This is a genomic window from Mucilaginibacter lappiensis, assembly GCF_900155965.1.
Classification (GTDB): Bacteria; Bacteroidota; Bacteroidia; order Sphingobacteriales; family Sphingobacteriaceae; genus Mucilaginibacter; species Mucilaginibacter lappiensis.
Genome location: NZ_FTMG01000006.1, coordinates 19,850 through 36,294 on the forward strand (window position 1 = coordinate 19,850; position 16,445 = coordinate 36,294).

Here is a 16,445-nt window from a genome sequence, read left to right on the forward strand (position 1 = left end):
ATTCTTTAGCTTGGTTGCCCCCCTTGTATTATATTTTTCTGCCAAAGGTCTCCGATATTATACTCATCCAACCATTGCGATAAATCTGCATCATCAAGCCTGTTAAAAGAACTTTCCCCTTTTTTTTGATCCACCGTTATAATATCTTTAGCTTCAAAATGATTTACCAGATCAGCAGATTGTGTAGCTGCAATTACCTGGGTATCTCTTGAGGCGGCACTTTGTATCATACCCGCAAGTTTTGATATTGCAAATGGGTGCAAACCCAATTCTGGTTCATCAATAATTATGGTTGTGGGTAAATTTGGTTGAAGAAAAAGAGTTGCCAAGGCAATAAATCTTATGGTACCATCAGACAAGTCAGTAACCCCATAAACATTTGAGGTAAATTTATCCTGCCATTGCAATCGTATAAACCCTTCATTATTGGGCTGAAGATAAAAGTCTGAAAAGTATGGTGCTATACTCTGTACAGTATTTACTATCCGGTTATAAACAAGCCTGTCCTTTTGTTGAATATTAAATAAAAAGGCTGCTAGATTATCACCCTTTTCATATAAAAAGTATATATCATTATCGATATGACTTAATTTATTAAAGGGCGAATTTCTACCAGTATCGTGAAAGTGATATTTCTGAAATGAATTTAAATACTTTCGTATGTACTCGGCTCTTGCCATAGAATAAACTTTTATTCTAGCTTCGTTCGAATAACTTGCAATGTCTGTAGGATTATTGTAATATGGGTTATTGTCATACCATAATCCCTCAGAAACAAAAATAAATGAGCTTTCCCCTTTTTCAATTTCAAAAGAATAACCATTTTTCCCAAACTTTATCTTTGAATAAATGCTCGCAGTATTTTTACTGCCTTTGTGGAGCATCTTCTCTTCCCCTCCTGCCAAAGCAACATACTCAGTAAGATTTTGATTATATAAGCGGTTTAAAAATTCAAAAAAAGACAGAAAATTACTTTTACCGGCACCATTTGCTCCTATGAGTATATTTATAGGGGCAAATTCTACTTTGGTAGAATTAATTGACTTATATCCTTTTATTTCTATATAATCCATATTAAGGGAAGAATATCCTTTTTAAACGATAATCAATATTACCAAATACTATGCAATAATGATTTATTATGCAGAAAGTTTTTATAGATTATTTAAACCGAAATTGCCGCCTTTACCAGGTAAGGAAGGATCTCCTTCTGAAAAGAAACAAAATTCTTACGCACATCAGAATCACTTACCGAGGTGAAAGCAAAACTAAACACGATGCTTTTACTGCATTTAATTAAAAAACGCAACCGTTGCTGGTAGGTTTCGTGTTTACGGATACCGGGTAATTGTATAAATGAAGCCATCAGCAACTCTTCCAGCTCGTTCGACAGATTTTTTAGAAAATCTTGCGAATTGGTTGATTCCCTGATAAAATCCCAACCGATGAACTCGTTACATATGGTGTATGAGAGGCGGCAGGTTTTCATGATCAGGTTGTTCAGATATTCTTCTTCGTCAATATCCGGGGCATTGTGTTCCACCAGATCGTCAACACTGGCCTTAATATAATCCATCAGCAGTATATGTAAAACTGCTTCTTTACTATCAAAATATTTGTAAATGGTAGCCTTGGCAATTTTAGCCTTTTTGGCTATTTCGTTAACACTGGTTTTATGGTAACCGAACTTGCGGAACAGGTCCTGTGCCGCCCTTTTTATACTATCTTTTATTTTATCGGCTTCCATTTATTAATTGACAACTTGAATAGTGAACTGGGTGGTGATAACCTGATATGACCTCAGCGACTTTGTAGCAGGGGCCTTTACCGGTGTACCATCCTCCAGTGAAAATTTCGATCCGCTGCAGGGATCGGTAGCTGTAAGGCCGGTATCATCAATAGTAACAGCGCATTTTTTTTCGGGCTGATAGCTGCTGCACCGGTCAAAAGCAACAATTCCACGGGTTTGCGAATGATAAAGAATCAACCCCGAAACTCCATAACCGTTAACTATAGCGTAGCCACCCGGGCTATTCAGCGCGCTGTACGTAGGATTTATAGGCGCTTGAAAGTTTACCGGCACACTCGGAACTGGGTCTCCCTTTCCGCATGAAAGTAAACAAATTCCTGTTAGTATGACCAGTATGAACTTTTTCATAGTATTTCTGTTTGAAACTGTTTTAAAAAGCGTACATCGTTCTCAGAAAATAAGCGCAGATCACGGATAACATATTTCAGGTTCGCGATCCTTTCCATACCCATGCCAAAGGCAAAACCGGTATATTTTTTACTATCGATACCGCAATTTTCCAATACGTTAGGGTCAACCATGCCGCAGCCCAATATTTCAACCCACCCACTGTATTTACACATATTACAACCCGATCCGCCGCAAATGGTACAGGAAACATCCATCTCTGCCGAAGGCTCGGTGAACGGGAAATACGATGGGCGGAAACGAACCTTAGTACCTTCGCCGTATAATTCCTGCACAAAGTGATATAACGTTTGTTTCAGATCGGCAAAGGATACGTTCTCATCTACATATAAACCCTCAACCTGGTGAAAAAAGCAATGTGCACGGGCCGATATAGCCTCGTTACGGTAAACCCTGCCTGGCATAATAGCCCGGAACGGTGGTTTACCATGCTCCATCATCCGCACCTGAACCGATGAGGTATGGGTACGCAATGCGATATCATCTTTACCGTTATTCTTTTTGATAAAGAAGGTATCCTGCATATCACGCGCGGGATGCTCTTCCGGGAAGTTCAGGGCCGAGAAGTTATGCCAATCGTCCTCAATTTCCGGTCCTTCGGCAACCACAAAGCCCAGGCGCTTAAATATATCTATGATCTCATTACGCACCAGCGACAGCGGATGGCGCGAGCCAACAGCAAAATCTTCGCCGGGTAAAGTGAGATCGATTTCGGATTTCGGAGTTCCGATTTCGGATGTCTGATTCTCTTTCAGCTCATTATATTTGGTCTCGGCCAGTTGTTTAAACTGGTTAAGTACTTTACCAAAGGTGCGTTTCTCTTCGGCGCCAACGGTTTTAAACTGCTCAAAAAGGTCTTTTATAATTCCTTTAGTACCTAAAAATTTGATGCGAAATGTTTCCAGTTCATCGGCATTAGCTGGCGAAAAAGCATTTATTTCGGCTGTATATTGGTCAATTTGAGCTTGCATTGTTCTGGTGTTATTAAAAAATTATGGCGGTAAAGCCAACTAACTGATATCGTCTGCGGTGTAAACTGGTTGGACGTTTGATGCAGCAAGTGTGCAAATATAAAAAAACGGCTCTAAATGTGTTTAGGATTGCATGAATATATAGTATCAGAAGCATACGAGTAACGCCATTATTACCCAATTTTAACAAAGACACCTACTGTACAAAAACTTTTTAAAGCTTTATTTTAACACTTTTTTGCTCAAAACAGGGCAAAAATGAATGAAAAATGTCCGAAAACGCATTTCGGCGAAGCCGGAGAAATACAATTATTCCAGTATCGAATGAAAATCGCGTTCAAAACCTTCGCCGTAGATCACTTTGTACTCTTTACTAAAATTCTCGAACGTGTTTTTGGCCAGCGAATGTTTACCCAGGAACGAGAGCGCCTTGCATTTGAGTATCATGGCGTCTTCATTTACGGGGTCGAAGTAAAAAATATCATTGGCCAATTTGATCAGGAATTCCGCATCGTCGGCTATTTGAACTGATCCGGCAAATTGTATATAGGAGTCAATGATCTCGTTGGATACCTCTGATTTAAAGGCATCCAGCCACTCGTACTCAATGTTTGATAAAAAATTACCGCGTTGGGTAATGTGGGTGAGCTGGATGATCTTTTGCTTGTTGAGCTTGTTTTTGTTGGATACAATGTTGAGATAATTATGATAATCTACCATGATCTGGTTATAGTCGATCTCTATTTTCCAATAGCCGGTATCTTTGGATAGATGACAATGCCCCATCTTGTCCAGCAGCGATTTGAGCTTGGCAATATTTACTGAACGGTTGTTACGGGCGCTTTTTTCCGATTTATCAAACCATAATATCTCGTTCAGCTTTTCGGAGCTTACCCCCCTGCCCAGTTTTACCGAATACAGCAAAATAACCAGGAACAGCTCTTTAAGCAGTGGCGTAAAGTATTTGGTGATCTCATGCCCTTCGGGTGTAAACAACTGCAGATCTCCAAATAAAAATATAGCATTCTTATTGTTGTTTACCTGGTTGTCATGATCGAGTTCAATAAGAGGTTCCACCTGTTCGGGATGATGTTGAACAGCCACTTCGGTTACAGGAAGTGGTAATGGCGGCTGTTGCCGGGCTTTGTTTTTACGACGATAAACAACTACCGCTGCTGTTATACCCAAGCCCACCACCAATAAACCGCCGATCCATAAAATATAGTTAATGCCCGCCTCGCTCAATATGGGGGTGTCCAATGGTTCCGGCGGACTTAAAAGCGAGTATACCTTAACCCGGGTTTGCTCTTTATCCTTAAACAGAGTAACCGTTAAAAATTTATTGCTATGCGGGCAGTAGTAAACATCGGCATAGGCACGGGCATCATGAAACAAATATGGGATGGTATCGCCCACCAGCTGGTAAGCAGGTTTATCTAACGAACCTTTAATCAATTGCAGGTTGGAATTAAACTTATGCTGTGGAAAAATGAGCCCGTAATAGGCTTTGGTTTTACTGTTGATAATGAGCGAATTGGCAAATACAAAATCCTCGCTTTTAATACTGATATTAAATAATTTCTTAAAAGTTTTAGTTTTCACGGTAAACTGCATCATGTCATACAGGTTACGCGGGTTCACAATCTGCTGACCCGAAGCGCTGCCGTATCCGCCTATTACATACGCGGTATCACCTGCTGCATTGGCTCCTAAACCGGCCATGTAGCGCGGGGTAAAAACATCGCCTTTGGTTTTTACTTGCTGCCAGGTACCTGTGCTTACCTTATATTGCTGTACACTGTCTTTATAAATCAGCTGCCCATAACCGCCAATGGTGTACACCGATGAATCGGCTGTACAGAAAAATTTATTGAGGTGCCCGGTATTGGTTTCCTGGGGCATATTTTTAAAGGTTTTATCCCAGTGCTGATCCCGGATACTATAAGTAGCAATAGCCTTTTGGTCGATAAAAAGGTAATACAGTTTATCATGATGAAACAGGGCCTGATCACCCGGAATGAGTTGCTGCCTACCGGTTTTATATGCCTCGCTTTTTAAAGGCGTTAATTTATTCACGGAGTAGGAAATCAACGAATCGGCAGCGATCACATAAACCGTTTCGGTAGCCGGGTCAAAAGCTAAACTGGCATCGCCCTTCACACTAAATTCTTTTTCTATTTGCCAGTTGCGGTGTCGCGCTTTGATCCATAGCGGATTGGTAACTGTACCGTTATTTTGGTTAACGATTTCGTGCACCACATCGCCCTGCCACTCGTTCAGCGGCCACCAGGATAGTAGCTTATCCTGTTGTGCAATCTTTACATCGCGCAGTTTAAAGGGCGGCAGGTCGGTTGTTTGGTATTGCCGGTAGGCATTGGCGCCAAACAACAGTTTATAGTTTGCACTTTGCTTTAAGTGTATACCCGCTTCACTGTAAGATGCCTTACCGGCAGATACGGTGAGCCTGTCATTCTTAAAATCAATAAATATTTTGAGCTTGCTCCAGTTATCAAACAGCTCTTTATCGTCGATATTAAATGATATTTTGGAGAGTTTTTCGCCAATGATGATCTTAAAATGTTTGGTATTGTACTGGTTATCATAAACCAGGTCGATGTTTTGCTTATCATCGCCTACCAACCGGAGCATATAGCCAAAGTATATTTGCTGATTGGGAATGAACGACAGATCAAAAGATACCTCGAGATTGTCTTTAGCAGAAACGTTGCTGATGCCCAGGTTTAAGGTGGTGCGTTTATCCTGTACTACTTCGTGGCTATAAAAACCAAGCCCGTATGATTGCGCATGAACAGGCGGTATCCATAGTATATTTAAAAAAATAACCGCGATTATTCCCGAAACAAAAAATCTCATGTTGATCAGTACTTACTATTAGGACTTAAGTACCCGTGTTGCATTTATAATTTAGCCAGCTAAATATTAACCTGTTTAGCTGGCGGCAATGGCTAAATTACAATAAAAACAGTTTACATTCAAGGGTAATATGATTATATAGGGAATGATACGGGACTTGGGTTGTTCGGTTATCGCTGCGTCTTTCAATGAGCCCAACCCTCCCCGGAAGGGAGGGCTTTAAAATATTTTCCAAAAGTCTCCCCTTCTGGGGGAGATTTAGCGACTGCTCAGAAGGCGGGCTATTTTGCTACAAAAGTGGGTTTACATGGTTTACACAATTTACGGTTTACATATTTATATATAATTGATAATCAATAAATTATATATAAATATGCGTGATATAGCAGGTTTATATGTAAACCCACTTTTTTCCATTAGCTCTACTTGCGCTCGTTTGCAAGCACACAAAAAATCAACAATTCACTAATTACTCCCCTCCGTAGCCTTCAAAATAAAATCAACAATAGGCTGCGGGTTGGGCAGGCTGTGCGGGTGATGTTTAAAGCCGGGCTTATGAATCACGGTGATGGAACCGCCCAGCGTTTTTACCTTTTGCTCAAATAGGAGCGTATTTTTTGATGGATCGAGGGCTTCGTCTTCATCGGCGGAGAGGTGCAACATGGGATAGCCACCCGCAACGATCTGCGAAACTTTATCCAGCGGACTTGCTTTTAACGCACCCAGGTCTTTTACCCGCATGAGGTTAAAATCTTTTTTGAGCAAAGTAGAATCGGACCAGAATTGCAGATCGAGCAGGGCATTATCGGCATAGGTACAGGCCACTTTGGTTGGGTTAACAGCCGCCCAGTTATACATATAGATACCGCCACGACTCATGCCCTCCAGTACCGCTTTTTGGCCCAGGCCACCGTCATGTAGCATCTTGTAAAAATTGTTCCATCGGGTGATGGCTTCGTCATTACCTAATAGTTCGGCTACATCACTGTATACTACATGAAAACCATGTTCCAGCAGGGCAATATCGGTTTGCGGTTCGTGGCCCCAGAAACGTGCCCGCCAGATCCAGGGATGGCCCTTGGCTGCCCGTTTGGGTTTTACCACTTTGCATTCGCGGCCGTTGAGGATAAATGTAGCGCAGGGATAGCCGTAAAAAGAGTCGGTTTTATAAGGCTCTTTGATAGCTTTAAAAATATCAAACCCGGCATCGCGTGGCAACAGCACAGCATCATACAGCTTTTTGGCGGCAATGGCTGAGCCCTGTATATTAGGATGAATCTTATCGGGCATCAGCTCTTCATGATTTACCAGCGGCGAGTGCATGTCCAACACTTCCAGCTTTTCGTCATAAGCCACCTGCCTAATGTGCGGGTTAACCTGGTTCATAATAACAGGATCATAAATACCTATACTATCTTTTTCAAATGATGGCATGGCCAGCAGTAAAATGATCCGTGGATGCGATGGCAGTTGTCTGAAGGAGCTGATGAGCGCATGATAGTCATCCTCAAACTCATTGTAATGTGAGCGGTTAATGGCTTTGGCGTCGTTACCCCCCAGATCGATGAATACCATATCCGGATTGCTTTTGAGTGCCTGCTGATAAGCAGGTGTGCTCACATAAGGAAAATTGCCTTTGCGCAGCAAGGTGGTGCCGCTTACACCAAAATTACTCACCTGGTAATCCTTACCCAACAATGCCCCCAACTGTGCCGGGAACGACTGTGTTGCCGGGTCGGGCAAGGTTGCACCATAAGTAATGCTGGCACCAATGCAGGTGATGCGGGTGACGCCCCCTGCCGGTACTACCAGGCATAAGGCGATGAGTACGATGAAAATGTTTTTCATGGTGATTTTATTTCTTGCTCATATCTATCACATCGGCCATGCGACTGGCCGGCGTAACTTTCAAATTCTGTAATTTACCGTTCAGCACCTTACCTTCAATTGTAGTATTATAAGGCGCGTTTAGCTTAAAATCGGCATCCCACCCGGCAGACCAGGCAGGCAGCAGGATAATCTTTTTGCCATCGTTTTGCAGTAGCATTTGCTGCAGACCGTTTTCACCATTGCCGCCATTATCTTCGTCGGGATGATAATCATTTCCTGAAGCCCAGAACGCCGGAAATTTCAGATCGGGAGCTTTACGGGTAAGCGCGAAACTTACATAATCTTTAGCCACGTCGGCTTCGCCCAACATGGCAGCCTGTATGGGATCCTGCACCCAGCAACCTTTGGAGCGCTGCTTACGGGCATCAAAAGTGTTACGCGCCAGCTCCAGATCGGGCTTGCCGACGCCATATAGCCTGAATGGGTAGATGGAATACAGTTCCGGATTTTCGCTATTGAATGATTTGGCCGTTTGCGGACCGGTATAGGGCAACAGTAATTTCCTATCCTCACTTACCGGCAGCGGCGGCAGTATGCTGTACAGTTTTTGCCATTGTGCCCGGGTTTTGTCATCAACCAGGGTAGCAGGCAATTGCAGCATCCGGCTGATCACCGCGTGCAAGGCTGCGATATCCGGCGCGGGGTTATGCACCTTCCAGAACATCTCGATAGAATTGTCCGGATCAAGCAGAAGCTTACCTGTACTATCGCGACCAAAATGCTGATCGAAAAATTGTAACCCGGCAGTAGCTATGGGCAACAGGGTTTGTTTGGCAAATTTAGCATCGCCGGTGTACTCGTAATAGTCGAGCATCATCATGCTCAGTTCCAGTATCGGTGTAAAATAATGGTTGGTGTATAATGGTTTTACATCGGGCCCCATATACTGCAAGCCGCCCCAAAAAGGCGAGGTTTCGGCAAAATAAGCACCATCATGTTTATAAAATTGTTTTACCTGCGCGGCGTTGGCAGGCAGTATTTTGGCGTACATATGAAACAGAGGCAGCATCATGTCAAAGTCGCCGGCCATCAATCTGGGCCAGTACATGGCACGGGTATTCTGAAACCAGTACTGCCCGCCCCATGCCCTGAAATCGGCATTCTGTGGGTCGGGTTTACCGTCGTGTTTCCAATTAGGATTATCCACCACAAATATCGACCCGTTAAACTTAATCGGACCGGTTCCACGGCCTGCACAAGCGGTAACAAAACGCTGCAATACGTAGCCTTGTGTAACCTGCTTAGCTTGCTCATCGCCCTGTAAAAATACCCAGCTGCGGTTCCAGAACTGCCGCCACCATTGCTGATGCGCCGCGCGGGTTTGTTCCAGGCTAAGTTTTTCCATCCCGGTTACCTGTTGTTTTAATTTGGATAACCATTGTTCACCGCTACCGGTAACAGCGGTTAATGGATAAATAGAGATCAACTGCGAAGTAATTTTGCCCGATTGCAGTGTCGAAGCATCTTTGCTCACCAGTCCTTTGCCTTTTATCACAGCTCCGAAGGTTAAGTTGGCCAGGTGCGGATCGGCATTTGGCGAGTTATGATGATACCAGGCTATCTGGTTTTGTTGATTGTTCAATACGGTATCGGTAATACCCTCGCGCCAGTTATCCAGTTTTACATTTACGCTTATCGGACTACCGCTGAGCGTCTCTACCCTGATCACGGGATGATTGGCATCCACCCAAACCCGCAGCTTTACCGCCGATTTGCCTTCGCCTTCCTGTACTAATATCTCGCTGTTTTTAAGTTTTAGTATTTGTTTAAAGGTTGTGCTTTTGGCCAATGGATTGGGGCTTACTGATACATGAATAGCACCTAGCTTCATCAATACCCCCCCCTGCTGCATCCAGGGATCTTTTTGCTCCTTGAGTTCGCCGCCCCAGGCATCGGTTTTACTGATGTAGAATACCAGGTCGCCGCTCTTCTCCACCCATACATTAAGGCCGATATCGCCATTACCCAAAGGCATGGATTGTGCCGATGTTGGTCCGGGCATATCCCAGGTTACGTTGTATTGGTTAAGCAGGGTATCCTGTTGAATAGGCTTAGCGAACGCGGTTGAGGTCAGCGCAAGCGATAACAAGCCAAAGCTTAATTGCCTGAAATACTTTTTATACATAGTTTTTAATTGCGGAGTAATGTTAGTAATTGGTTTGGTATAACAATAATAGGTTAATTGGTGATACAAATAAACCAGCCGGGCTTAATAAAATATTAAAAAAGGATTAACCAGACCTCACCCTGCCCTCTCCAAAGGAGAGGGTTCTAAAATTTTCTTTTTAACTCCCTCTCCAAAGGAGAGTAATAGCCCATGAAAAGACAGCCTGATTATTAGCAGCTTAAATTCCCTCCCTCGGGAGGGGTGCGATGGATTGCGCGGTAGCAGGGAGGGGTTTATTCGTGATGCAGGCAGTATAAAACCCCTCCCTACCCTCCCAAGGGAGGGAATCGCACATATCCCCATGCTTTTAAATTTAATCCTGTCATATGATGGGCTATTACTCAAAGGAGAGGGTTGGGGTGAGGCCCTGAACTTTTCAACAAAGTAACTTGAACGTTTCAACAAAGCGGCATCCTCAAATACTACCGACCTTTGTTATACAAAATTAAAACAGAAGATAATGACAAAGATTTGGTTTATAACAGGCAGCTCCCGCGGATTGGGACGCAGCTTAACAGAAGTAGTACTGGCAAAAGGCGATAAAGTAGCCGCCACAGCCCGCAAACCCGAACAATTAAAAGACCTGGCAGATAAATATCCCGGGCAGTTATTTCCGCTACAATTGGATGTGACCAACAAAACGCAGATCATAGCAGCAGTTGAAAGCACCATAGCTCATTTTGGCCGCATTGATGTGCTGGTGAACAATGCCGGTTTTGGCATCATTGGCGCTGCCGAAGCTTTTACGGATGAGCAGGTACGCAGCCAATTGGCAACCAATCTGTATGCCCCTATCGAAATCACCCGCGTAGTATTGCCTTATATGCGTAAACAACGTTCGGGCAGGATTTTGCAGATCAGCTCCGTTGGCGGGCGTGTAGGTAGTATGGGACTGACTATATACCAGGCTGCCAAATTTGGTCTGGGTGGTTTCAGTGAAGCGCTGGCCAAAGAGGTAGCAGGCCTGGGCATCCATGTAACCAGCGTAGAACCAGGCGGCTTCCGTACCGACTGGGCCGGCGACTCCATGACCTACGCCCCATCTGTTGAAGGCTATGAATCAACCGTAGATGCACGGGTTGGATTTTTCAAAAGCGGTAAGTTTGTACCCGTAGGCGATCCGGATAAAGCGGCTAAAGCAATGGTGGAATTGGTTGATCATCCTGAACCTCCGACACACCTGATATTAGGCAGCGAAGCTATCGGCTTGTTAAAAAATGCTGATAACTTACGCTCCGCCGAAATGGAAAAATGGATGCCGGTAAGTCTTTCCACAGACCATGATGAGGCAGAGAATTTCCTGGAATCAGAAGCAGGTAAACTGCTGATGAAATCGAAATAATCCTGTATTGAACATTAACCACACAGCATTGTTGCTCTGTTTGAGTAGCAATGCTGTTTAATTTTTTAAATTTGATATATGCTTAAAGAGAATCAGCTTAGTCAGCAATCAGAGATCCATTACTCCTGCTATTATACCAGGAGCCGTGGCGGCGAACAGTTTATTCCAGAGCATGCTTTCAGCTTCCAGATCTCGGGCGATCTTACGCTTACCGATGCGGATAAGGTATATCATTCCGGTCCTGGCGATTTCAGGCTGAGCCGCAGGAACCAGCTGGTTAAATTCCTGAAACAACCACCTCCCGGCGGTGAGTTTAAATCGGTATCGATATTTCTGGATCAGCAAACGCTTCGCAATTTTAGTATGGAATATGGATACAAAGCACAAAAGCAATATGAGGGAGACAGCATCATCATACTAAAACCCAACCTGCTTTATAAAAGCTTCATGGATTCATTGCAGCCGTATGAACATATCCAGCAACCTGCGGATAAAAACCTGCTATCGCTCAAATTACGGGAGGCTATCCTGATATTATTACAGGGCAACCCCGAGCTTAAAGATGTGCTGTTTGATTTTAGCGAACCCGGCAAAATTGATCTGGAAGGTTTTATGAACAAAAATTTTCATTTCAATGTGCAGCTCAAACGATTCGCTTATTTAACCGGCCGTAGCCTGGCCACCTTTAAGCGCGATTTTGAAAAGATCTTCCATATTACACCCAGCAGGTGGCTGCAGCAAAAAAGACTGCAGGAGGCACACTACCAGATCAAAGAACAAGGAAAGGCCCCATCCGATGTTTACCTGGAGCTGGGATTTGAAGATCTCTCTCATTTCTCCTATGCATTTAAAAAAACGTTTGGGATAGCGCCATCAAGGGTTTGATGTGATTTTAATGGGTGTCACCCAGAGATCCGTCGAAGGGTAGGGCGCAGAGGCCTCTCCCACCATGCTTCGACGGAGCTCAGCATGACATCCCCGAATCTTTTCAACAATATATACCACACAATCATTAACCAATACCATAAACACCAATACAAACCCACCTATATTTGTTACTATCATGGAACAAAAACACCCTCTCCCACCATTCACCTTCGAAACGGCTACCCAAAAAGTGCAATTGGCAGAAGACGCCTGGAATAGCCAGGACCCAGAACGGGTATCCTTAGCTTACACTATCGACAGCGAATGGCGCAACCGCTCGCAGTTTATCAATGGCCGGGCCGAGATTGTACAGTTTCTCAGTGGTAAATGGCAAAAGGAACTCGACTATAAACTAAAAAAGGAGCTTTGGGCCTTCACCGGGAACCGGATAGCCGTGCGCTTTGAATATGAATACCATGATGCCGCCGGACAATGGTACCGCGCCTATGGCAACGAGAACTGGGAATTTAATGAACACGGCCTGATGCAAAAGAGATACGCCAGCATTAATGATGTACTCATAAATGAAGCAGACCGCAGGTTGTAACCTACCTGTTAGTTAATCAGCGTTGGGGCTTTCACGATCTGGCATATCATATTAATGATCGCGGCGGGGCCTTTGCCTCTTTTGGCCATTTTCTTAAACTTTTGCCATGCCTCTTCTATATCGATATTACTTTCGGGTTTTAGCAGTTCGCATATTTCCCATACCAGTTTAAACTGTGTAAAATATCTCAGATTATGCTTACTGGCAACTATCCATTTGTCAATCGCATCTATTTCGGCAAGCTTGGCTTCGCCCAGCATATATTTTGTTAGTAACCTATCCATCGTGTTCATACTGGTAAACTATAAGCTACTGGTTACATACCAAATGATCATGTGCAAATCGTCAACCAGCTTAAAATGAAGCGCTTTTAGGGCTCTATCTATATGGTTTTCCATTATTTTCACGGGGTTATTGCTTTCGTGCTTTAATGCGTTAAAATTGTTTGGCTGGCACAGGTTTGTATTGTTCATGGTTTTATTGATGCTTATTTCCACTAAAACACGCCCCCGGGCTTTTACCCCTACCTGTACATAAAATTTATTTGGCTCACACCAGATTACTTGTAACGAATTTGAGATTGCGACGTCTTTTAGTTAGTTCCCCCATACTAACCCTCATTACATGAAAAAGATAAGCTGCGCTGTTATTTTACTCCTGGCTTTCATCCATGCATTTTCACAGGAGAAAAAAGTAAAATCCTTTGCTGATGAATATGGCATCCAGGGTTTACAACTGGTTTATGTTAAAGGCAACAAGACCCAGGCCTACAACATCGGCACAGTGAATAAAGGCTCTGATAAAAAAGTAAGTTCCAATACCATTTTTGAGGCTGCCTCATTAAGTAAATGTGTTTTCGCCTACACGGTAATGCGTTTGTATGACAGGGGCGTCATTAGCCTGGATACACCACTATTGCATTATACAGGTAGTTATGAACGGTTTGACCCTAAAGATGCCCGGTACGCTAAAATAACCGCAAGGATGGTATTAAGGCATACAACGGGTTTACCCAACTGGGGCGATGATAAAGGTGCCCGGCTATTATTTACACCCGATAGCTGTTTCTCTTATTCGGGCGAAGGGTATGTGTTTTTACAAAAGGCCGTTGAAAAACTAACGCATAAATCACTGAATGACCTGGCACAGGAAGAGGTGTTCACCCCTTTTAAAATGACCAGCAGCAGCTATGTGTGGGAAAATAAATTTGATACCCTGGCTGCATTTGGCAATAGCCCCGAAGCCATCAACCGGCATAAAAACGCCAACGCGGCTTATAGTTTGCTCACCACTGCCCATGATTATGCTCTTTTTTTACAGGCTCTATTAGCAGGCCATGGATTAAAACCAGCTACCCGGCAGCTGATGTTTGAAAAATCAAGTTCAGGAACCCGCTTCGGTCAACCCGTCATAGAGGCTAACCAGCATATTGACTGGGGACTTGGTGTAGGTTTGCAACAAAATGAACTGGGCAAAGCAATCTGGCATTGGGGCGATAACGGTAATTTTAAAGGATTCTTTATCGCTTTTCCAGATCGGCAGGAGATCCTGGTGTATTTTACCCATAACCCATACGGCTTAAATATTACCGCCGATATATTGAACACGTTTTTTGGCAAGCAAACCTGGTGGCCGACCCAATGGAACGATTATGGATTTAAATCGCCAAAAGCAATGAAAAACTTGCGCGCAAAACTGGTCAAACATGGCTACAGCCATGCTATGGAAATAGTAGCAAAAGAAAAGAAAAAAGACCCCACTTATCAACTGCCCGAGGATGATCTAAACAGCCTGGGATATATGCTGATGTCTGATAACAAAAAAAAGGATGCAGCAGAGGTATTTAAACTGAATACCAACTTATATCCAAACAGTGCCAATACTTATGACAGCCTGGCCGAGGCATATGAGGCCTTAGACGAAAGAGAGCTCGCCATTAAAAACTACAAACGTTCATTGGAATTAAATCCCCAAAATAATAATGCCGCGGAGCATATTAAGAAATTGGAACTACTACCCCTTTAAGTCGATGTTGAGACGTTGCTTTAGTTCAAACTCACCTTTGGAGGTGATGAGCAGGTTCCTTTTTTGATAAACCTTTCTGAACCAACCTTCCTTCAGGAAATATTGCAGCATAGCTGCCCCAAGACCACCCGCCAGGTGTGGGGTTTTCTCGGTCCAGTCGATACATTTCAGAGCAAGCGGTCTTTTGGCGATAGTTAACTGCGGAACATCTATTTCCAACCCTTTAAACCAGCTAAGGCCCTGCGGAGTAACGCTAAATTCCTTGAGATGATCCGGATGATCGGCGATCAACCCTTTTCTGAGTAGCGCTTCGGTTACCTGTACCCCGGCCTGCCCCGCCAGGTGATCATAACAGCTACGAGCCGCCCGCACTTCCCTTTGTGCATGGTTAAGACCTTTCGGTGCCGAAAAAACATTGCTCAGCGTTTCAACCGCCACTGCTATTTCGGGGTTGGCGTATACAAAATATTTGTGTTTCCCCTGTTTCTGCACCTGAAGTATCCCGGCCTCTACCAGCTTTTTAAGATGGCTACTGGCCGACTGCGGTGTAATATTTGCCGCAATGGCCAGGTCGCCGGCAGATACAGGTTTGCCATCAAACAGCTCCCAGATCATAGCGGCGCGGGCCGGTTCGCCAAATAAAGCCGCCGCTTGTTTAAAACTACTCAGGTTAGTCATTTTTTATCAGTTAATCCCATATTTCGGGACGGTCTACATTCATTGTTCTTAGGTACGATAGCAGTTGGCCGGTGTGTATAGCTTCGTGATAAGCTATTCTCAATAAATAATCGCCCAGTTTACGCCGCTGATTTAAGGCAGGCCTCACAATCTCTATTTCGTCCAGATCCTGATCAGACAGTTTATTGATCCAGTCCATAAACGCCGACACATAAAGCTTGCTAAATTCTATTTCCTGCTCAATGCTCATCAAAGGTTTATCCTGCCATGGTGTGATCAATTCTCCGGGGTCGCCGCGATGAATAGCTATCTGCTGATAAATATACTGGCTTTCTATCATATGCCGTACCATTGCTATACAGCTCATCGCATCAGCATCGGGTTTCCAATCATATTTATCTTCGGGTATGCCCAGCCACACTTTAGTGCTGCGGCGTCTTACTTCTGCAAAATTTAAACAGATTAATTCTCTTGTATCCACGTTGTGTATTATTTAAAATACAATGATACAGCTAATAAATGGCTAACACTTCGGTTTGGATTGAACTGTTCCCTTAAAAAGCAACAGCCCAACCTTGTTAGGGGCCGGGCTGTTTGCTACACACAAATTAAAAAATTAAACCTTATCAAATATGTAACACGCGTAGATGCTTTTACCCTTACGGTGGAGTGAAAATTAATTTAATTGGTGATGAAAGAACCGGATGTTATGCTGAGCGCCATCGAAGCATGGTGGGCAGGCCTCTCCGCGCGAGTCTTCGACAGGCTCAGACTGACAGCCCTTTTTGTTGTTATCTATTCAGGAA

At 43.8% G+C, this 16,445-nt stretch carries 15 protein-coding genes; 4 read left to right on the plus strand and 11 right to left on the minus strand.

Translation table 11 applies throughout. The features are described from left to right. Positions 1 to 5: 5 nt before the first annotated feature. From BW976_RS13075 to BW976_RS13105, 7 genes are all read right to left on the minus strand, one after another. Complete coding sequence (locus BW976_RS13075; protein ID WP_076373754.1) at positions 6 to 1,073, minus strand: AAA family ATPase; 1,068 nt, start codon at positions 1,071 to 1,073, stop codon at positions 6 to 8. Between the two features lie 92 nt (positions 1,074 to 1,165). Then, complete coding sequence (locus tag BW976_RS13080; RefSeq protein WP_076373755.1) at positions 1,166 to 1,747, minus strand: TetR/AcrR family transcriptional regulator; 582 nt, start codon at positions 1,745 to 1,747, stop codon at positions 1,166 to 1,168. 3 nt (positions 1,748 to 1,750) lie between these two features. Beyond that, positions 1,751 to 2,158, minus strand: a complete 408-nt coding sequence (locus BW976_RS13085; RefSeq protein WP_076373756.1) for a Rieske (2Fe-2S) protein — start codon at positions 2,156 to 2,158, stop codon at positions 1,751 to 1,753. Next, a complete protein-coding gene (gene pheS, locus BW976_RS13090) occupies positions 2,155 to 3,189 on the minus strand; it encodes a phenylalanine--tRNA ligase subunit alpha (RefSeq protein WP_076373757.1) in 1,035 nt (344 codons plus the stop codon). The genes BW976_RS13085 and pheS overlap by 4 nt, the downstream gene beginning before the upstream one ends. Positions 3,190 to 3,498: 309 nt before the next feature. Next, complete coding sequence (locus BW976_RS13095) at positions 3,499 to 6,063, minus strand: cytochrome c-type biogenesis protein (protein WP_076373758.1); 2,565 nt, start codon at positions 6,061 to 6,063, stop codon at positions 3,499 to 3,501. Between the two features lie 465 nt (positions 6,064 to 6,528). Further along, complete coding sequence (locus BW976_RS13100; protein ID WP_076373759.1) at positions 6,529 to 7,911, minus strand: GDSL-type esterase/lipase family protein; 1,383 nt, start codon at positions 7,909 to 7,911, stop codon at positions 6,529 to 6,531. A 7-nt stretch (positions 7,912 to 7,918) separates the two neighbouring features. Next, positions 7,919 to 10,078 (minus strand): DUF5703 domain-containing protein, encoded by a 2,160-nt coding sequence (locus BW976_RS13105; RefSeq protein WP_139332293.1) that lies wholly within the window; start codon positions 10,076 to 10,078, stop codon positions 7,919 to 7,921. 502 nt (positions 10,079 to 10,580) lie between these two features. Here BW976_RS13105 and BW976_RS13110 point away from each other — a divergent pair. From BW976_RS13110 to BW976_RS13125, 3 genes are all read left to right on the plus strand, one after another. After that, positions 10,581 to 11,462: an oxidoreductase gene (locus tag BW976_RS13110; protein ID WP_076373761.1), complete on the plus strand. Its 882-nt coding sequence runs from the start codon at positions 10,581 to 10,583 to the stop codon at positions 11,460 to 11,462. Between the two features lie 78 nt (positions 11,463 to 11,540). After that, positions 11,541 to 12,347 carry a helix-turn-helix domain-containing protein gene (locus BW976_RS13115; RefSeq protein ID WP_076373762.1) on the plus strand — a complete coding sequence of 269 codons (807 nt, stop codon included), beginning with the start codon at positions 11,541 to 11,543 and terminating at the stop codon, positions 12,345 to 12,347. 178 nt (positions 12,348 to 12,525) lie between these two features. Next, entirely contained in the window at positions 12,526 to 12,936 is a 411-nt protein-coding gene (locus BW976_RS13125; protein WP_076373764.1) for a nuclear transport factor 2 family protein, read from the plus strand. Between the two features lie 8 nt (positions 12,937 to 12,944). Here the strand turns inward: BW976_RS13125 and BW976_RS13130 are convergent, their stop codons facing one another. Next, a complete protein-coding gene (locus tag BW976_RS13130) occupies positions 12,945 to 13,220 on the minus strand; it encodes a hypothetical protein (RefSeq protein ID WP_076373765.1) in 276 nt (91 codons plus the stop codon). Positions 13,221 to 13,238: 18 nt separating this feature from the next. After that, positions 13,239 to 13,409 carry a hypothetical protein gene (locus BW976_RS29385; RefSeq protein WP_175614102.1) on the minus strand — a complete coding sequence of 57 codons (171 nt, stop codon included), beginning with the start codon at positions 13,407 to 13,409 and terminating at the stop codon, positions 13,239 to 13,241. 151 nt (positions 13,410 to 13,560) lie between these two features. On the opposite strand from BW976_RS29385, the gene BW976_RS13135 reads away from it, so the two are divergent. Continuing rightward, a complete protein-coding gene (locus BW976_RS13135) occupies positions 13,561 to 14,961 on the plus strand; it encodes a serine hydrolase (RefSeq protein ID WP_076373766.1) in 1,401 nt (466 codons plus the stop codon). Here the strand turns inward: BW976_RS13135 and BW976_RS13140 are convergent. Together BW976_RS13140 and BW976_RS13145 are read right to left on the minus strand one after the other, a co-directional pair. Then, positions 14,950 to 15,639, minus strand: a complete 690-nt coding sequence (locus BW976_RS13140; protein WP_076373767.1) for an ArsR/SmtB family transcription factor — start codon at positions 15,637 to 15,639, stop codon at positions 14,950 to 14,952. The two genes, BW976_RS13135 and BW976_RS13140, sit on opposite strands and share 12 nt — an antisense overlap. 10 nt (positions 15,640 to 15,649) lie before the next feature. Continuing rightward, the gene (locus BW976_RS13145) at positions 15,650 to 16,120 is read right to left on the minus strand and encodes a DinB family protein (protein ID WP_076373768.1); all 471 of its coding nucleotides are present in this window, start codon (positions 16,118 to 16,120) and stop codon (positions 15,650 to 15,652) included. Positions 16,121 to 16,445 lie beyond the last annotated feature (325 nt).